16 protein-coding genes are annotated in these 18,405 nt (G+C 67.6%); 11 read left to right on the plus strand and 5 right to left on the minus strand.

Annotated elements, in window-relative coordinates; translation table 11 throughout:
* Nucleotides 1-61: 61 nt before the first annotated feature.
* The 5 genes from cadR (at nucleotide 62) to AC3WR5_RS28030 (ending at nucleotide 6,895) form a co-directional block, all read left to right on the plus strand.
* Complete coding sequence (gene cadR / locus AC3WR5_RS28010; RefSeq protein ID WP_492488755.1) at nucleotides 62-598, plus strand: Cd(II)/Pb(II)-responsive transcriptional regulator; 537 nt, start codon at nucleotides 62-64, stop codon at nucleotides 596-598.
* Nucleotides 599-759: 161 nt separating this feature from the next.
* Complete coding sequence (yajC, locus tag AC3WR5_RS28015) at nucleotides 760-1,032, plus strand: preprotein translocase subunit YajC (RefSeq protein ID WP_141289271.1); 273 nt, start codon at nucleotides 760-762, stop codon at nucleotides 1,030-1,032.
* Nucleotides 1,033-1,144: 112 nt separating this feature from the next.
* On the plus strand, nucleotides 1,145-3,049 hold the full coding sequence (secD, locus tag AC3WR5_RS28020) for a protein translocase subunit SecD (RefSeq protein WP_492488757.1): 1,905 nt from the start codon (nucleotides 1,145-1,147) through the stop codon (nucleotides 3,047-3,049).
* A gap of 49 nt (nucleotides 3,050-3,098) precedes the next feature.
* Complete coding sequence (secF, locus tag AC3WR5_RS28025; RefSeq protein ID WP_141289267.1) at nucleotides 3,099-4,133, plus strand: protein translocase subunit SecF; 1,035 nt, start codon at nucleotides 3,099-3,101, stop codon at nucleotides 4,131-4,133.
* Nucleotides 4,134-4,165: 32 nt separating this feature from the next.
* A complete protein-coding gene (locus AC3WR5_RS28030) occupies nucleotides 4,166-6,895 on the plus strand; it encodes a DUF1631 family protein (RefSeq protein WP_492488760.1) in 2,730 nt (909 codons plus the stop codon).
* 70 nt (nucleotides 6,896-6,965) lie between these two features.
* Here AC3WR5_RS28030 and AC3WR5_RS28035 read toward each other — a convergent pair whose 3' ends face one another.
* From AC3WR5_RS28035 to AC3WR5_RS28045, 3 genes are all read right to left on the minus strand, one after another.
* Nucleotides 6,966-7,418 (minus strand): Smg family protein, encoded by a 453-nt coding sequence (locus AC3WR5_RS28035; protein WP_141291160.1) that lies wholly within the window; start codon nucleotides 7,416-7,418, stop codon nucleotides 6,966-6,968.
* A gap of 89 nt (nucleotides 7,419-7,507) precedes the next feature.
* Nucleotides 7,508-8,722, minus strand: a complete 1,215-nt coding sequence (gene dprA, locus AC3WR5_RS28040) for a DNA-processing protein DprA (protein ID WP_492488762.1) — start codon at nucleotides 8,720-8,722, stop codon at nucleotides 7,508-7,510.
* A gap of 65 nt (nucleotides 8,723-8,787) precedes the next feature.
* The gene (locus tag AC3WR5_RS28045; protein WP_141288121.1) at nucleotides 8,788-9,930 is read right to left on the minus strand and encodes a LysM peptidoglycan-binding domain-containing protein; all 1,143 of its coding nucleotides are present in this window, start codon (nucleotides 9,928-9,930) and stop codon (nucleotides 8,788-8,790) included.
* 290 nt (nucleotides 9,931-10,220) lie between these two features.
* On the opposite strand from AC3WR5_RS28045, the gene def reads away from it, so the two are divergent.
* The 4 genes from def (at nucleotide 10,221) to AC3WR5_RS28065 (ending at nucleotide 13,221) form a co-directional block, all read left to right on the plus strand.
* The gene (def, locus tag AC3WR5_RS28050; protein WP_141288122.1) at nucleotides 10,221-10,736 is read left to right on the plus strand and encodes a peptide deformylase; all 516 of its coding nucleotides are present in this window, start codon (nucleotides 10,221-10,223) and stop codon (nucleotides 10,734-10,736) included.
* Nucleotides 10,737-10,801: 65 nt separating this feature from the next.
* Nucleotides 10,802-11,764, plus strand: a complete 963-nt coding sequence (gene fmt, locus AC3WR5_RS28055; RefSeq protein ID WP_492488948.1) for a methionyl-tRNA formyltransferase — start codon at nucleotides 10,802-10,804, stop codon at nucleotides 11,762-11,764.
* Nucleotides 11,765-11,886: 122 nt separating this feature from the next.
* Nucleotides 11,887-12,735: a zinc metalloprotease HtpX gene (htpX, locus tag AC3WR5_RS28060; protein ID WP_492488764.1), complete on the plus strand. Its 849-nt coding sequence runs from the start codon at nucleotides 11,887-11,889 to the stop codon at nucleotides 12,733-12,735.
* Nucleotides 12,736-12,825: 90 nt separating this feature from the next.
* Nucleotides 12,826-13,221 (plus strand): hypothetical protein, encoded by a 396-nt coding sequence (locus AC3WR5_RS28065; RefSeq protein WP_492488766.1) that lies wholly within the window; start codon nucleotides 12,826-12,828, stop codon nucleotides 13,219-13,221.
* A 21-nt stretch (nucleotides 13,222-13,242) separates the two neighbouring features.
* Here AC3WR5_RS28065 and AC3WR5_RS28070 read toward each other — a convergent pair whose 3' ends face one another.
* Both AC3WR5_RS28070 and pedF read right to left on the minus strand, forming a co-directional pair.
* A complete protein-coding gene (locus tag AC3WR5_RS28070; RefSeq protein ID WP_492488767.1) occupies nucleotides 13,243-14,097 on the minus strand; it encodes a substrate-binding periplasmic protein in 855 nt (284 codons plus the stop codon).
* 17 nt (nucleotides 14,098-14,114) lie between these two features.
* Nucleotides 14,115-14,606 (minus strand): cytochrome c-550 PedF, encoded by a 492-nt coding sequence (gene pedF, locus AC3WR5_RS28075; RefSeq protein WP_141288126.1) that lies wholly within the window; start codon nucleotides 14,604-14,606, stop codon nucleotides 14,115-14,117.
* A 310-nt stretch (nucleotides 14,607-14,916) separates the two neighbouring features.
* On the opposite strand from pedF, the gene AC3WR5_RS28080 reads away from it, so the two are divergent.
* Both AC3WR5_RS28080 and pqqA read left to right on the plus strand, forming a co-directional pair.
* Entirely contained in the window at nucleotides 14,917-17,034 is a 2,118-nt protein-coding gene (locus AC3WR5_RS28080; protein ID WP_492488949.1) for a sigma-54-dependent Fis family transcriptional regulator, read from the plus strand.
* A gap of 267 nt (nucleotides 17,035-17,301) precedes the next feature.
* On the plus strand, nucleotides 17,302-18,177 hold the full coding sequence (gene pqqA, locus AC3WR5_RS28085) for a pyrroloquinoline quinone precursor peptide PqqA (RefSeq protein ID WP_492488768.1): 876 nt from the start codon (nucleotides 17,302-17,304) through the stop codon (nucleotides 18,175-18,177).
* The last annotated feature ends 228 nt before the right edge of the window (nucleotides 18,178-18,405 follow it).

The following is an 18,405-nucleotide window of genomic DNA, read 5'->3' on the forward strand; positions in this document are numbered from 1 at the left end:
CAGCAGGGAGAAGCGGCCTGGCTGCCTAGAATTGCCGCACCCAGACTTGAAGGTCACGAAGATGAAGATTGGCGTTCTGGCCGAGGCGGCTGCCACGCCGGTGGAGACCATCCGCTACTACGAGCGGCAAGGGCTGCTGCCGGCGCCTGCGCGCACCGAGGGCAATTTCCGGGTCTACCTGCCGGAGCACCTGGCGCGGCTGCAGTTCATCCGCCACTGCCGCGGGCTGGACATGTCGCTGGACGAGGTGCGGCAGTTGCTGCGCTTCAAGGACGCGCCCGGCGGCGACTGCCATGACGTGAACCAGCTGCTGGACGCGCACATCGGCCATGTCAGCCAGCGCATCCGCGAGCTGCGCCAACTGGAAAAGCAGCTGAAGGCCTTGCGCGAGCAGTGCAGCGGTGCTTCGGCGGCGGCGCAGTGCGGCATCCTGTCCGGGCTGGAATCGGCCGCGTGCGAAATGGCGCCTGCGCAGGGCAACAAGGCTGGCGGCCACCTGCGGGCGGTGCACGGCGGACCGGCCCATGCGGGCCATGTCCACGAGCCGGTGCAGGTCATCCAGGCCGGCTTGAACCTGTCGTCGGGGCAAGGGTCCTAGCGGGTCCTACAATCGGCGGTTGCCGTGTGCCCCGGGTCTTCGAGCAAGACCCTGGTCGGTGCTGCGGGCTTTTTGCGTGGCCGCCTCGTGGCGACCACACTCTCCCACAAGGAATTCACGTGTCGATCTCTTCTGTTTCTCTTGCCCAGGCCGCTGGTGGCATGTCCGGTCTGGTCCAGTTCCTGCCGATGGTCGGCATCTTCGTGGTGATGTACTTCATCATGATCCGGCCACAGATGAAGCGCCAGAAGGAGCTGAAGGCCATGATCGAGGCGCTGGCCAAGGGCGATGAAGTCGTCATCGGCGGCGGGCTGCTGGGCCGCATCAGCAAGGTCTCGGAAAGCATCCTGTTTGTCGAGATCGCCAAGGACGTCGAAGTCCAGGTGCAGCGCCACACCGTCGTGCAGGTGCTGCCCAAGGGTTCGATGAAATAAGCTGCGCCGCTGGCGTCCGCCTTTTCGTTTCTTTGCCTTCTGAATCCGGTCGGCCCGCCTTGGCGGGCCGTCGTCACATGGCGCGGGCTGTGTCCCAGCCCGCGAACTGCCCATGAATCGCTACCCTCTGTGGAAATACGTGCTGCTGGCGTTCGCGCTGGTCATCGGCCTGGTCTACACGCTGCCCAACCTGTTCGGCCAGTCGCCAGCGGTGCAGGTTTCCAGCGGCAAGGTCGTTGTCAAGGTCGACGGCTCGCTGGTGGGCCGGGTGCAGCAGGCGCTGGACGCCGCCGGGCTGAAGCCCGACTACGTGCAGCTGGAAGGCAACTCGGTGCGCGCGCGCCTTGCGGACACGGATGCGCAGCTCAAGGCCAAGGACGTGATCGGCAAGGCGCTGAACGCCGATCCGAATGATCCGTCGTACATCGTTGCGCTGAACCTGGTGTCGCGCTCGCCGCAGTGGCTGGCCAGCCTGCATGCGCTGCCGATGAACCTGGGCCTGGACCTGCAGGGGGGCGTGCATTTCCTGATGCAGGTCGACATGAAGGCGGCGCTGACCAAGAAGGCCGAATCGCTGACGGGCGACATCCGCACGCTGCTGCGCGACAAGAACGTGCGCCATTCCGGCATCTCGCGCGACGGCAACACGGTCACCGTCAACTTCCGCGACGAGGCCACCCGCACCACCGCGCTGGGCCTGTTGAGCGACAGCCTGCCCGATGTGCAGTGGACGCCGCAGGCCGGCGCGAATGGCGACCTGTCGCTGAGCGGCGCGCTCAAGCCCGCCGAGGCCATCAAGGTGCAGCAGGCCGCGCTCAAGCAGAACATCACCACGCTGCACAACCGGGTCAACGAACTCGGCGTGGCCGAGCCGGTGATCCAGCAGCAGGGGCTGGACCGGGTCGTCGTGCAACTGCCTGGCGTGCAGGACACCGCCAAGGCCAAGGACATCATCGGCCGCACCGCGACGCTGGAACTGCGCATGGTCGACGACAGCGCCGAAGCCGCTGCGGCGGCCACCGGCAGCGGGCCGGTGCCGTTTGGCACCGAGCGCTACGTCGAGCGTGGTGGTCGCCCGCTGATCGTCAAGCGCCAGGTCATCCTCACCGGCGACAACCTGGCCGACGCGCAACCCGGCTTCGACGACCACCAGCAGCCGGCCGTGCACCTGAAGGTCGATGCCAAGGGCACGCGCATCATGCGCGACATCTCGCGCGACAACGTCGGCAAGCGCATGGCCATCCTGCTGTTCGAGAAGGGCAAGGGCGAGGTCATCACCGCGCCGGTGATCCGCGGCGAGCTGGGTGCCAGCTTCCAGATCTCGGGCAGCATGACAACCCAGGAAGCCACCGACACCGCGCTGCTGCTTCGCGCTGGCTCGCTGGCCGCGCCGATGGAAATCATCGAAGAACGCACCATCGGCCCCAGCCTGGGCGCCGACAACATTGCCAAGGGCTTCCACAGCCTGACCTATGGCTTCGCGGCGATCGCCGTGTTCATGTGCCTGTACTACCTGCTGTTCGGCGTGTTCTCCACGCTGGCCTTGGCCTTCAACCTGCTGATGCTGGTGGCCATGCTGTCGATGATGCAGGCCACGCTGACGCTGCCCGGCATTGCCGCCATTGCGCTGGCGCTGGGCATGGCCATCGACGCCAACGTGCTGATCAACGAGCGGGTGCGCGAGGAATTGCGCAACGGCAGCTCGCCGCAGGCGGCGATCCACGCGGGCTATGAGCGTGCGTTCGCGACCATCCTGGACTCCAACATCACGACGCTGATCGCCGGCGTTGCGCTGCTGGCCTTCGGTTCAGGGCCGGTGCGCGGTTTCGCGGTGGTTCACTGCCTGGGCATCGTGACTTCGATGTTCTCCGCGGTGATGTTCTCGCGTGGCTTGGTGAACCTCTGGTACGGCCGCCAGAAGAAGCTCAAGTCGGTTTCCATCGGCCAGATCTGGCGCCCGGCGGGTGCCGCTGGCGCCTCGACATCGACCGAGGTCCAACCCTCCGACGCCAGCTGACAGGCTTCTGCCGCAGCCCCGCAAGCAACGTTCTCCCAGAGGTTCTGCCATGGAATTCTTCCGTATCCGGCGCGACATCCCGTTCATGCGGCATGCGCTGGTGTTCAACGCTATCTCGGCGCTGACCTTCGTCGCCGCCGTGTTCTTCCTGGTCACGCGCGGCCTGCACTTCTCCAACGAGTTCACCGGCGGCACAGTGCTGGAGGTGGCCTACACCCAGGCCGCCGACCTGGCCCGCACCCGCGAGGTGGTCGAGAAGATGGGTTTTGGCGAAGTGCAGGTGCAGAATTTCGGCACCTCGCATGACGTGATGATCCGCCTGCCGGTCAGCAAGACCACCAAGGCTGCCGACATGGCCAGCAACGTGTTTGCCGAGCTGTGCCACGCTGAATCCGGCCAGGTGGCTGACCGCCAATACACCACGCCACAAGGCGAGCAGGTGAGCCGCAAGGCTTGCGAAGTGGCCGGTGCCGAGCCGCTGAAGCTCTCGCGCACCGAGTTCGTCGGCCCGTCGGTCGGCGAAGAGCTGGCCTGGGACGGCGGCAAGGCGCTGATCTTCGTCGTGCTGGGCATCATGGCCTATCTTGCGATCCGCTTCGAGTGGAAGTTCGCGGTCGCCGCGATCATCGCCAACCTGCACGACGTGGTCATCATCCTGGGCTTCTTCGCCTTCTTCCAGTGGGAGTTCTCGCTCTCGGTGCTGGCGGCGGTGCTGGCGGTGCTGGGCTACTCGGTGAACGAGTCGGTGGTCATCTTCGACCGGATCCGCGAGGCCTTCCGCAAGTACCGCAAGATGAGCACCCACGAGGTGATCGACCACGCGATCACGTCGACGATGAGCCGCACCATCATCACCCACGGTTGTACCGAAATGATGGTGCTGTCGATGCTGGTGTTTGGTGGCCCCACGCTGCACTACTTCGCGATTGCGCTGACCATCGGCATCCTGTTCGGCATCTATTCGTCGGTGTTCGTCGCCGCGGCCATTGCGATGTGGCTGGGCGTCAAGCGAGAGGACTTGATCAAGTTCTCGGCGGCCAAGGAAGGTGATCCGAACGATCCGAACAGCGGAGCGGTGGTGTAGAGTGGAAAGTCCACTCGAACAGATACGGATTCATGCCTGACGCAGTTGCCGGCGCCCCCACGATAGACCAGGCCCGGCATTTCTTTGCCGACCAGGTCTTGAAGGACTTGCAGCCGCTGCGTGAGGCTGCGATCGCCGAGGCGCATGTGCTGCTGGACCAGACTGCCGAGCGCGCGGTGATGCAGCTGCGCCAGGACACGCTGCAGGACCTGATGCGCAATGGCAGCCAGTGGTTGCCGCTGGTCGCCAGCACGCTTCGCGCCAAGCTCTTGCCGGAAGCACCGCACACCACGCTGGCCGAGTTCGCTGGCGCCTTTGCTGGCGGCGGCGGGCTGCAACTGGTCGACGACGCGACCATCCAGCGCAACATCCTGATCTCCCGGCTCACGCTGGCCGTGCTGGACCGCACGACCTGGGAATTTGCCGACCTGCGCGCGCGGCTGACCGATCTGTCCGGCCAGAGCGACCTGGACGACGACGACCTGTTCCGCCCGCAAGTCGTGGCGCGCGGCATGCTGAAGGCCTGGCTGGAAGCCGGGCTGACGCTGGAGAGCTGGCGCATGCTGGAGAACGTGCTGCACAAGGCCTGTTCCGAGCACGTCGAAAAAGCCTTTCACGCGACCAATCAGTGGTTGATTGAGCGTGGCGTGCTGCCCCGCGTCGACCTGCGACCCTTCATCCGCCGCTCCGACGGCACCAGCACCAGCCCCACGCCGCTGGACACCACCAGCGGCGCACCTTCCACCACGTCCGGACCCAGCACCCAGTCCGACAACTCCGGCTGGAGCGAACCCCAGCCACTGGGCCCCAACATCAGCCGGGTCATGCCGGCTTCGCTGTCGCAAGGTAGCGGCCAGGGCGGCCAGCACCCATCCGGCCAGCGTGCCCAGGGTGGCCAGCCGCAAGGCGGCGCGGTGGCGCGCGGCGGTGCGGGTGGACCCGGCTTGTCCATGCGGCCACAGGCTGCGGGCTATCGAACCGGTGTTGCCGGTGCGCCTGGCCAGGATGGGCCCGGCGGCGAAATGGCCGAAGGACAGGGCGGGCAGGGCGGCTGGACCACCGGTCCGGGTGGTGCGGTCCCACCGGGTGCGGGCGGCATTGCAACCGGCCCTGGCGGGCCGGGCGGCCCCGGGCGCGCGGGCGGCGGTGCCGGTGGCATCGGGGGTTACAGCACCGGTTACCACACGGGTGCCTCCACCGGCATGAGCGGTGGGCTGGACGACGAAACCCGCATGATGACTCGCCAGGCCGGTGGCGGGGCTTTGCAGCGCGCCGAAGCCGTGCTGGGCCAGTTCAGCGACATTCTTGAACGCCACCTGCCCGGTTTCCGAGATCAGGCGCCCGGCCGTGGCCCGTCGCAGCAGCTGTCACAAGCCATGGCCCAGGCGCAGATCCGCGTGGTGGCCCAGGTCGAGGCGCAGCAGGCGGCTGGCGGTGTGGGTCCTAGCGGCGAATTGCTGGCCTCGCCGGCCCAACTCGTGGCCGAGCTTCGTGAGCGCCAGCAGACGCTCAAGCAGGCCGCGGCCACGCCGGAAGAGCGGGCCACGGTCGAGTTGGTGGCGCTGCTGTTCCAGAGCATCCTGACCGACGAGCGCATTCCCGCACTGCTGCGCATCTGGTTTGCCCGGCTGCAGATGCCGGTGCTGCGGGTGGCGCTGGCCGAACCCGATTTCTTCTCCGGTGCCGACCACCCGGCTCGCCGGCTGATCGACCGCCTGGGGGCCTGCGTGATGGGTTTCGAGGGCGATGCGGAGGTCATCGGCACGCCACTGGAAGCCGAGATCCGCCGCGTGGTGCAGGTCGTCGAGGCTTTCCCCGACACGGGCCGGCGTGTGTTCCAGGCCGTGCTGAGCGAATTCGAGAAATTCCTGGAGCGCTATTTCAGCGAGCGCAACGATGCGACCAAGGCCGGCGTGTCGCTGGCGCAGCAGATCGAGCAACGCGAGACGCTGGCGATCCAGTACACGATCGAGTTGCGCAAGATGCTCAACGAGCTGCCTGTGCAGGAGGGCGTGCGCGACTTCCTGTTCCACATCTGGGCCGACGTGCTGGCGACCACCGCGGTGCGCCACGGCCCGCACAGCGACGAGGTGAAGACGGTGCGCGACGCTGCAGCCGATCTGATGTGGGCGGCAGGCTCCAAGACCACGCGCGAGGAACGCGCCGAGGTCATTCGCCGGCTGCCACCGCTGCTGGGTGTGATCCGCCGCGGCATGAACGCCGCGGGCCTGGATGCGCGCAAGCAGGAAGATGCCGTCAAGGCACTGAATCTGGCCCTCACGGCGGCCTTCAGCGCACGCGCCACGTCAGTCAGCCCGGAACAGCTCGAACACCTGAAGCAGCGGCTGGCAACCATCGAGGAACTGATGCCGGACGACGATCTCGAGCTGGACGATTCCTGGGTACTGGACGAGGCCAACCACCGCAACGAAGGCTTGGAAATCGTCGCCGAAGGCGGCTCGATGCCAGGCCCTTCGATGCTGGCCGCTGCGGCGCAACTGCAGCCGGGCAGCGCCTACACGCTGGAGCTGCGTGGCCGCCGCGAAACGGTTCGGCTGTCGTGGCAGGGCATGCACAAGCAGCTGTCTTTGTTTGTCGGTTCGCAAGGGCGTTGCGTGTTGTTCCAGAAGACGCGGCTGGCGGCTTTCCTGCAGGCGGGCTTGCTGGTGCCGGTGCAGGACGAGTCGCTGACGATTTCCGCGACGCGCGACGCGCTGCGCAAGCTCAGTGCCGATCCCTCTCGCCTGATGGCCGACGCTTGAAACCTGCCGCCCGAAAGCACCAAAGCCCGGCATGCCGGGCTTTGTTTTATGTGGGTCCGTGGGGCCGGGGTCAGTGGATCAGCCTGTCTTCCGGCGCGACGAAGAGTTCGTCCAGGATCAGCGCGTCGGGTTCTTCGCCCTGGCTCCAGAACACCATCAGCACGATGATCTTCAGGTCGTCCAGCGTCAGCGGGCTGCCTACGGCGGTCGCCCGGTCAATCACGCGCTCACGCATGGGCGGTGGCAAAACCCCCGCCGACTCCAGAAAACTGATGAATCCCACCGATTCATCGCCCAGCAAGTCCAGTTCGCGCGGCAGGTAGACCCGCAGGCTTTGCGGACTTTGCGGCGCACTTTGGGTGCTGTCGGCAGTGGCGGCCAAGCCATCCAGCCAGCTCAAAGCTTCCTGGATCTCGTCGGACTCGAACCCGACAGCCGACAGCTTTCGCGTCAGCTGGTCGTGATCCGGGCAGGCATCGGGCCGCCAGTAGTTTTCGTACAGGTAGACCAGAACATCGAACATGAACTGACTATACCCGTTTGCGCTTGACACACTGGTGCAAAGAAGCCGGCCTGTCAGCCGGGTGTTTGGCGCACCGCGTGGGGCCTGTTTCAGGTCGTCGCGCGGCGCTGCAGCAGCCCGCCGGGCAGCCGCACGACCAGGCCGTCCAGCTCCAGCTCGAGCAGCCTGGCCAGCAGCCGGTCAGCAGGCCAACCGGTGCGGGCGACCAGCGCGTCCACCGTCGCTGCCTCGTGCCCCATGGCAGTCAGCAGCGGGTCTTCCTTGTCAGGCCGAGGCGCTGGGGCCTGTGCTTTGGGTTCGGGCTCGGGCGTCTGCGGATTCCAGGCGACTGCACCGGTGGTGCGCACCGGGTGCGCGCTGCCGCGACGCACGCGTGGCCGGCTGCCTTCGGGCGGCGGTGTCGGCGCGGCCCAGCCCAGCAGTTCGAGCAACTCCTGCGGCGACTCGATCAGCGCCGCACCATCCTTGATCAGCTGATGGCAACCGCGCGACTGAGCCGAACCGATGGCGCCGGGCAGGGCCATGACTTCGCGGCCGGCATCCAGTGCCAGCTTGGCGGTGATCAGCGAGCCGGAATGCAGCGTGGCCTCGACCACCAGCGTGCCCTGGGCCAGTCCGGCAATGATGCGGTTGCGGCGCGGGAAATTGGCCGGCAGCGACGCCGTGCCCAGTGCAAACTCGCTGAGGATCAGGCCTTGTTCGGCGATCTTGCGCGCCAGCGCCAGGTGGCGGCGCGGGTACATCAGGTCCAGCCCGGTGCCCACCACTGCGATGGTGCCGCCCATGCCGTCCAGCGCGCCTTCGTGCGCCGCACCGTCAATGCCCAGCGCGAGGCCGGAGACCACGCAGATGCCGGCCTTGCTGGCGGTGTCGGCGAAGCGGCGTGCGTGTTCCAGGCCATGCGGTGTGGCGTCCCGGCTGCCAACAATGGCCAGCGCCGGGTATTGCAGCCGGTCCAGGTCACCCACGGCGTACAGCAGCGCTGGCGGGTCGACGGTCTGCAGCAGCGGTGCCGGATAAACAGGATCGCCCAGCGTCAGCAAATGGCGCTGGCCCGGCGCCTCGGCCAGCCAGGCCAGCGTGCGGTCGACCAGTGCCAGTGTGTCGCCATTGGGCGCCGACAGGGCCTGGGCGCAAGCCGCGCCGGCCACTTCATGCCAGGCGCTGCGAGGCGCTGCCAGCACGGCCTGTGGCGAGCCAAACGCGGCCAGCAGGCGGCGAACCGATTCACCGCCAGCGCCCGGCGTGTGCACCAGCAGCAGCCAGGCTCGGGCTTCAGCCTCGGGCAGCTTCGTGGTGCTCATGGCGGCGGAGCCAGCGCTGAGGGCGCGCGCATCGCGGCAGGCCAGTGCGGCCTGCCGTTGCGGGCTCAGGGCTGGGTGAACTTGTCGCCAGAGTGCACGGGGTCCTGTACTTGCAGGATCAGCGCGTAGGACACGCGCTCGAAGACGCGGAAGACGAACAGCAGGCCGTGGCGCTCGTCGGGCAACACCAGCATCTTGCTCTTGTCGGTCGGGTCAGGGCGCCGGGTGCCGGCGCGCCAAAGCGCCAGCACATGGCCGCGCTCGACGCCATCGCGCAGGCCGCGGTTCAGCGACACGATCTGGTTCTGGCCGGCGTTCAGGCCATCCCCATAGACGGCAATGATCCTGCCCTTCAGGCCATTGGACGGGGCGTGCGGTGCAAACGGGCTGGTGTCGCGCGGGGGCAGCGGCGCCAGGTGGTCGCCGACATTGGCTTCTTCGCGCAGCGTGTTGATGCGGAAGACCGATGGCGCGATCTCGTCGGCGCTGGTGAGCGAGCTCACATCGGGCTTGGCGATCAGCTCTGCGGTGCCGACATGGCGAGCCTCGAAGCCCAGGATCTCGCCGGTTTCTGGATCGGTCAGCGGCTTGGGTTCGCGGAACAGCTGCCAGTTGCGGGCGGCATCCACGTCACCCTTGACATAGGCGGTTTCACCGCGCGAAAGCAGCACGCGGCCTTCCTGGGTGGCAACGATTTGCGGCGACAGTTCCAACTGGTTGGTCTCGAAGACCACCGCGTCGTTCAGGAACGGGCCGATCAGGTGCATGGGCACCGAGGAGATCGCGTCGGTGATCAGCGGCTCGGAACGCACCCGCGGCGACAGCTTTTCCTCGTTGCCCACCGGGCGGCCCAGCGTCAGCCGCGCGCGGCCATTGGACTTGTCCAGGAACAGCACCTGGCCCGGGTAGATCAGGTGCGGGTTGTGGATCTGCTCCATGTTCATGCCCCAGAGCTCGGGCCAGCGCCACGGGCTCTTCAGGAACAGCTTGGAGATGTCCCAGAGCGTGTCGCCCTTCTTGATGGTGTAGCTGTCAGGCGCATTGGGCGACAGCTCCGACAGCGGCACACCGGCCTGGGCCACCTGCTGAGCAGTGCTGCGCTGGCCTGGGGTGATGGGGTAGTCCACCGCAAAGGCACCCGAGGCAGTCAGTGAGCCGGCCAGGGCGAAGAACAATGGGGGCAGGCAGTGGAATGACAGACGGCTCATGGATGGAGACTCCCGGACGATGAGCCGGAAATTTGTGACAGTGCAACAATTCCGGTTGACGGCGGTCGGGCGCTGGAGGCCCACCCGTCGCATGACCACCGGCGGGCAATGCTAGAAACTCCGGCAAATTCTGCCCCTAAACCCTTGATGCCGCAATGAAATCGGTTTAACGAAACAGGCTGAAACAGCTGTGTTGTGAAACCGCACGTTGTGCAGGGTCAACAATGGCGAGTGCGCTTGCTCCTTTTTTGCACACCGCTGACAGATCGATTCCCATCCTTTCCGACACCATGGCCCTGCTTCCGATTCTTCGATATCCCGATCCCCGCCTGCACAAGGTGGCCGAACCGGTGCTGGCGGTGGACGCCGAAGTCCGGCAACTGGTCGACGACATGCTGGCCACGATGTACGAGGCCGAAGGTGTTGGCCTGGCCGCGACCCAGGTCGACGTGCACCGCCGCGTGATCGTGATGGACACCTCCGAGGGCCGCGACCAGCCGCTGGTGCTGATCAACCCGGAGCTGCTGAAGCTCAGCGACGAGATGACCGTCGGCGAGGAAGGTTGCCTCTCCGTGCCCACGATCTATGACGAGGTGCCCCGGCACGCCAGGGTCACCGTGCGTGCGTTGGGCCGTGACGGCCAGCCCTACGAATTCGATGCGGACGGACTGACGGCGGTCTGTGTGCAGCATGAAATGGATCACCTGGCCGGCAAGGTGTTCGTCGAATACCTGAGCCCACTCAAGCAAGGCCGCATCAAGACCAAGATGCTGAAGAAGACGCGCGACGACGCCAAATCCCGTTGAGCGCGCCGGAATCGACGCGCATGGGTGATTCTTCGTCTTCTCAGGACGCCTCGGCTCCGCGTCCGCTGAAACTGGTGTTCGCCGGCACGCCCGAATTCGCCTCGGTGGCACTGCAGGCCTTGCTGGCCGCCGGCTTCGAAGTGCCGCTGGTGATGAGCCAGCCAGACCGCCCGGCCGGCCGCGGCATGAAGTTGCAGGCCTCGCCGGTCAAGGCGCTGGCGCTTCAGCACGGCGTGGCGGTCAGCCAGCCGCGCAGCTTGCGGCTGGACGGCAAGTACCCGGAAGACGCCGCTGCGGCGCGCGAAGCCTTGCTGGCCGCAGCGCCCGACGTGATGATCGTCGCCGCCTACGGTCTGATCCTGCCGACCTGGGTCCTGGACCTGCCGCGCCTGGGCTGCCTGAACATCCACGCCTCGCTGCTGCCCCGCTGGCGCGGCGCTGCCCCGATTCATCGCGCCATCGAGGCCGGCGATGCGTGCACCGGCATCACCATCATGCAGATGGACGCCGGCCTGGACACCGGCGACATGCTGCTGATCGGCGAACAGCCCATTCAGGCAGGCGACCGCACCACCACGCTGCACGACCGTCTGGCCGTCCAGGGCGGCGAGTTGATCGTGCAGGCGCTGCAAACCCTGCAGCGCGGCGAGCCGCTGCCGGCCATGCGGCAGCCGGAAGAGGGCGTCACCTACGCCCACAAGATCGACAAGGCTGAAAGCGCGATCGACTGGCGGCTGCCGGCCGCGTTGATCGAGCGCCGGGTGCGTGCGTTTGACCCGTTCCCGGGCGCCAGCTTTGTCTGGGATGGCGAGCTCGTGAAGCTCTGGCAGGCCGAGTTGCGACCGGCACCAGCTGGCGTGCAGCCCGGCCAGGTCCTGGCAGCGGGCGACGAATTGCGCATCGCCTGCGGCGAAGGCGCGCTGGCCCTGCGACAGGTCCAGCGGCCTGGCGGTAAGCGCTTGCCGGTCGCGGCGCTGCTGCAGGCCAAGCCTGGCCAGGTCGGACAGACCCTGCCGTTGCCCGAGTGAACCGGCGCAACGGTTGAACTTCGGCGGTCCGCCGCCATCTGATCCAGTGACACGGTCATGGGGCCGCGTCGGTCGCGCCGCCTGTTGGCGCGTGTGTTTCGATGCTGGAAGGAAAGTTCGCCATGTTCAACCTGATGAAGACCGCCGTGCTGATGGCGGCCATCACCGCGCTGTTCATGACCATTGGCCGGCTGCTGGGCGGCCAGCAAGGCATGGTGCTGGCGCTGGTGATTGCGCTGGGGATGAATTTCTTCAGCTACTGGTTCTCCGACAAGATGGTCCTGCGCATGTACAACGCGCAGGAAGTCGACGAAACCACCGCGCCGCAGTTCTACCGCCTGGTGCGCGAGCTCGCGGCCAAGGCTGAGCTGCCGATGCCGCGGGTCTACCTGATCCAGGAAGACGCGCCCAATGCCTTTGCCACCGGCCGCAACCCGCAACACGCCGCAGTGGCCGCGACCACCGGCATCCTGCGCGTGCTCAGCGAGCGCGAGTTGCGCGGCGTGATGGCGCACGAGCTGGCGCACGTGAAGCATCGCGACATCCTGATCTCGACCATTAGCGCGACCATGGCCGGCGCCATCAGCATGCTGGCCAATTTCGCGATGTTCTTTGGCGGGCGCGACAGTGAAGGCCGCTCGGTCAATCCCATCGTCTCGATTCTGGTGATGCTGCTCGCGCCGCTGGCTGCCAGCCTGATCCAGATGGCCATCAGCCGCTCGCGCGAGTTCGAGGCCGACCGCGGTGGCGCGCAGATCTCCGGCGACCCGCAGGCCCTGGCCTCGGCGCTGCAGAAGATCCACCGCGCAGCGCAAGGCCTGCCGCTGGAAACCACCGAGCGCCACCCGGAAACCGCGCAGATGATGATCATGAACCCGCTCTCCGCCGGCGGCCTGCGCGGGCTGTTCTCGACCCATCCTTCGACCGAGGAGCGTGTCGAGCGCCTGCTCGCCATGGCCGCGGGACGCTGAGAAGACCCGCTTTCCGGCGCCAGATCGGGCCATCGCAGGCTCAAGCCCGCGGTGATGCGGGCCGATAGACCAGGGATGCGCCGCATCCTTGTGTCTACCCTTGTCCTTGCCAGCCTGCTGGCCGGCTGCGACCAGTTGGGCATCGAGTCCGCCACCGTCGTTGCCGAGAAGAAGTCCGCCGAGGGCAAGGCCATTGGTGCGGCCTGCCGCCACGCTGGCCGCGCCATCGAAGACTGCTACACGCTGAACAAGAAGGCCGAAAAGGCGTCCATCTACGCCGGCTGGCGGGAGATGGACGACTACATGCGCGAAAACAAGATCGAACCGGTGGTGCCGGTGATCAAGCCGGAAGAGAAGAAGCCCAAGCCGCCCGAAGGCGATGACGCTGCCGACGACAGCAAGCCTGCTGCCAGCGAAGCCGGGAAAGACGGCAAGGACGCCAAGCCTGCCAAGGACGCCAAGGACGCCAAGAAACCGGCGCACTGACCCAGGCCCGCGGGCTGGGCTTCAGGCTGCATGCCATTCCAGGTGTTGCCTGGCGAAGATCTCGCGCAGCTGGCCGGCCTGGCCCAACGCGGTGAGCGCCTGGGTCAGGGCCTGAGCCAGGTCCATACTGTCGCGTTTGACGGCCAGACCCACGGCCCAGCCGTCACGCGGCGCGCGCGGCATGGGCAACGGGGTGATGGCGTAGCGCGGGTCGTTCCGGATCACCGTCTCCAGCTCCGAGGCCAGGCCGGCGGCCGCCACCACCTCACCGCGCAGCAGCGCCTGGGCCGCCTCGGTGCCGTCCTTCCACTGCGTGCGCAGGGACTCCCTCAGCATGCCGTCGTTGGCGCCGATCAAGAGCCAGCCGGCCAGCGACTGGCCCTGCACCGCCACAGCTTGTCCGGTCAGCGGTTCCAGCGTGTCCAGCCGCGGCAGGGCCTGCAGGCGGCGGGCGATGGCCACGCGCTCCCGGCAATAGGGGCCGAACAAAAGCACTTGCGGATTGGCTTCCATCAACGGGGCGTCCACCGGCACATGCAGCAACACGTCGGCCGGGCCGTAGCCCAGGTAATGACCCTTCCAGACCATGTTGCGCAGGTCGTCGTTCATGTTGTCGTCAGCGTAGAACGGCATCAGCGCGAGCTTCACCTGCAAGGCATCGGCCAGCGCCTGGGCCAGGTCCACGTCAATGCCGCGGCCGTCCACATGGAACGGCGGCATGTTCTTGTAGATCGCGAACCTGAGGGTGCCGCGTTCTCGCACCTGTGCGAGCGTGGTCGCCGAGGCGGGCCACATCGGCGTGGCGAGGGCCGTGGCAGCGGCCGTGGCAGCGAGGCCGCGCAGCAGCGCGCGGCGGGTCCAGGGAGCGTCTGTCATGGGAATCTCCTCCAGCGTCAGGGCAGGGGTTTTTCGCGCCGGGTTTCCAGGTAGGTCTTGATGGTCCACAGCGCCTCCTGGCTCAGCACGCCCTCGAAGGGCGGCATGTAGACCGCGCCATTGCGGCTGCGGCCATGGCGCACGGTGGTCATGAAGTAGTCGTCCATCTCGGCCTTGCAGGACTTGCGCAGCTCGGCGCCCTGCATGCCCACGCAGTCGTTGTCCAGCCGGCGCAGGTCGGGCGCAATGCCGCCCGAGATGGCCTCCAGCCCGTGACAGCGGGCGCAGTTCTGGTTGAAGCCCGAGGTGCCGATGCGCACCGCGACCTCATTGCCGCTGAACGGGTTTTCACTCCGCCAGGCCTCGCCCAGATTGGGCAGGCCGGTGGTGTCCACCGGTTGTGGCGTCACGTCGCCGTGAGCCCAGGCGGCGGCGCTGGCGATGCTGCACAGCAGCATGCTTCGACGGGCCCAGCGGCCGAGCCTGTCGCGGGATGATGGGCGGTTCATGGTGTGTCTCCTTGTTCTTGGTTCGAGGCCGGATGCGCGTCTTCAACGCAAACCATGTGCCACCGGGAAATGCTTCACGTGGGAACAGTTGTTGCGTCAATTCCCTCTTGCAGATGCTTCTGCTCCAATCAACCGGCCCGCCTGCGAGCGGGGAGGCTGGCAAGGCTGCTGTCAGCCTGAAGCCGGCCATCGGAGCCTGTTGCAGGAATGAACAGTCGCGGGCACCCCGGGTGGCACATGCATCAGGGTTGACCCGCGAGATCTCACGGAGACAACCTGCGCGTGAGCGCGGGAGGAGAACTGGATGACGATGTCTGTGGCTGACTCAGAGGCCAACGGGACGGGACCTCGCGCTGGCGCCTGGACCTCCCCGGTGGCCGTGCCCCAGGAGAACCTGCCGGCCCGGACAGAGCTGATCGAGCAATCCCATTTGCGCTGCGCAGCCCTGGGCTTGACCCGGGTGGAGCGGCCGGATTTCGAGCCCTTGCTGCGCGGCGACCTGAACATCGCGCGCGAGCGCAACCTGCGGCTGTCCAGCCATGCCGCGCCGGTGATGGAGATGCTGCTGGAGCAGATCGTCAACACCGGCAGCATGATCGTGCTGACCGACGCGCAGGGCACCATCCTGCATACCGTGGGCGACGACGAATTCCTGGCCCGGGCCAACAAGGTGGCGCTGGCGCCGGGCGTGAACTGGGCCGAGCAGTCCAAGGGCACCAATGCCATTGGCACCGCCCTGGTGGACGAGTTGCCCACCCTGGTCCACGCCGGCGAGCACTTCATGCACGTCAACAGTTTCATGACCTGTTCCGCCGCGCCGATCTTCGACCCGCGCGGCAACATGCTGGGCGTGCTGGACGTCACCGGAGACCAGCGTGTGTACCACCAGCACACCATGGGCCTGGTGAGGATGTCGGCCCGCATGATCGAGAACCACTGGCTGACGGACGACAGCGGCGACCGACTGCGTTTGCACTTCCACATCCGGCCCGAATTCATCGGGACCTTGCTGGAGGGCATCCTGGTGGTGGGCGGCGATGGCCGCATCCTGGGGGCCAATCGCAGCGCGCTGGACCTGCTCGACATGAGCAGCGCCGCCGTGCGCATGCACAGCTTGGTGAGCCTGCTCAACACCAGCGTCGGGGCCTTGATCGACCACCTGCGCGCACCGCTGGCTCAGCCGATGCGCCTGCACCTGGCCAACGGCCGGCTGGTGCACCTGAGTCCGCGGGCCAGCGGGTCCTTGCAGCGCATCACCGGCCTGCCCGGGGGCCTGACGACCGTGCCGGAAATGCGGGCCGTCCCCGCCGGCGAATCCGCCGGTGCGGCCACGCGTCCGGTGGCCGAATCCCGCATGTCCGGGCTGCACTACCTGAGCACCGGCGACGCGCAGTTCGAGGCCGTGGCGCGCAAGGTCCAGCGCATCCTGAACCGCGACATCCCGCTGATGATCCTCGGCGAGACCGGCACCGGCAAGGAGCTGCTGGCCCGCGCCGTGCACCAGGACTCCGAGCGCGCGCGCCAGCCCTTCGTGGCGGTCAACTGCGCCTCCATCCCCGAGACGCTGATCGAGGCCGAGCTGTTCGGTTACGAGGAAGGGGCCTTCACCGGCGCGCGTCGCAAGGGGGCAACCGGCCGCATCCTGCAGGCCAACGGCGGCACGCTGTTCCTCGACGAGATCGGCGACATGCCGCTGGGCCTGCAGGCCCACCTGCTGCGGGTGCTGCAGGAGCGCTGCGTGACGCCGCTGGGCAGCCAGAGGTCCATCCCGGTGGACATTGCGGTGGTCAGCGCCACGCACCGGGACCTGCGGGCCATGATCGAACAAGGCAGCTTCCGTCAAGACCTCTACTACCGCCTCGACGGGCTGGTCGTGCGGCTGCCGGCGCTGCGCGACCGCAGCGACCTGACGGTGGTCGCGCAGCGCATCCTGATGTCGCTGGGCGTGGCCGGCTCGCTGGCGCTCAGCCCCTCGGTCATCGCGCTGTTCAACCGCTACCACTGGCCGGGCAATGTGCGGCAACTGGCCACGGTGCTGCGCACGGCGGCAGTGATGGCGGCCGGGGAAACGCAGATCACCGAGGACCACCTGTCCGACGACTTCCTGGACGACATCCGGCGCATGCGCAGCAGCGAGCTCCGTGCGGGCGCGCATGGGCTGGTTGAGGCGCTGCCCTCGGCGCCAGCCATCGCGGTAGCCTGGGCACCCGCGAGCGCCCCGCGCGAGTTGCCGCCCGCCGCGCCCTCACGCGAGCTGAGCTTGCCCGCTGCCGGCCCCGCGGCTGCGCGCACCCTGGTCGAGGCCGAGATCGACCTGATCCGTGCCGCGGTGGACGCCGCCCAGGGCAACATCTCGCTGGCCGCCAAGCAGCTGGGCATCAGCCGCAACACCATCTACCGCAAGCTGCGCCTGGGCCAGAAGGGCTGAGAGGCTGAGCGTCTCAGCCCCGGGCACCCGCAGCCGCGGGTCTACCCTGTGCCAGGCGCAGCCGGCGTGTTATGGGCCTGTCCCAGAGTGACACAGCCGGGCGCGCAGCCGCCTGGCCGCCCCGCCGCCTGCCGCGCTGCCGCGGTCCCTGGCAACCCCGCGGTCCTGGCGCCGCAGAGGCGTGGCCTGGGCTGCTTTCCGAGGATAACCCCCGGCCCGGCCTGATCCCGGGTGTTTCGGCACGGGCTTTGCAGATGGAGACATCCCATGGCCTGGACCACCCCCGCCTGCGGAGACCTGCGCTTCGGCTTCGAAATCACGATGCACATCGCCGCGCTGATGCCGTCGCCACCTCCACACCTGGCCATGGCCCCTCATGAAAATCCTTGTGCTCGGCTCTGGCGCAGGCGGCGGGTTCCCGCAGTGGAACTGCAACTGCTCCCTGTGCACATGGTTGCGGTCAGCGGTGAGCAGCATTGCGCCAGCTTCGTGATCCCCGGTTTCGAGCACCTGGCCTTCACCGCCATTCCGGGCAAGGCGCCACCGTATTCACCGCACCGCCGCGAACAGGTGGTGGGCGACAACATCGCGCCGGCGCGCCAGGAGGAGCTTGACATGCGCCGTCACCAATTCCTGCGGCGCGCTGGGCGCCGGCGCCAGTGCCCTGGCCTCCGGCCTGGCCCGTGCCACGGCGCCGATGCCACCGCAACCCTGCTGCAGCAGCACGGCATCACGCAGGCGCTGGTCGATGGTGGCGAGTGGGCCGGCCGTGGCCGCAACCCTGCCGGCCAGCCCTGGCACCTGGCGTTGGCCGACCCGCGCGATGCCGCGGCCTGGATCAATGGGCTGGATCTGCAGGAGGCCTGCCTGGCCACCTCGGCCGACAACCCCAGCTGCTTCACGCCGGACTTTCACCACCACCACATCCTGGACCCGCGCAGCGGCGATTTGCCACCCGAAGTGGCCGAGGTGGCGGTGCTGGCCCGCGAAGGCGCGCTGGCGGACGCCTTCACCAAGGTCGCCTTCATGGCCGGGCCGCGGCGGGCCGTCACGCTGGCACGGGAATGGTCGGTCGAACTGCTGCTCGTGGACAAGGCCGGGCGGCGCTGGGTGTCACCAGGCTGGCCCGGGCTCACGGCCTGAGCCAGTGTGGCGCAGCGCCACGCCGGAATACCCGGCCTGGCACATCCGGCATGACACACCTGACTGTGCAAGCGTGGCACAGCTGGCGGGGGAAACCCGGGTGACGTGCGTGGAAAACCACCGTCTGGCAAACCCCCTCCGGCCCCGGCCGAGTGGCACAGACATTGCGCTGTGTAGCAGCGCGCAACTGCGTCGCCAGCCCGGTCCACCGGGCGGCGCTCACCCCAC

The sequence above is a fragment of the Ideonella sp. FW305-24 genome (assembly GCF_058788035.1).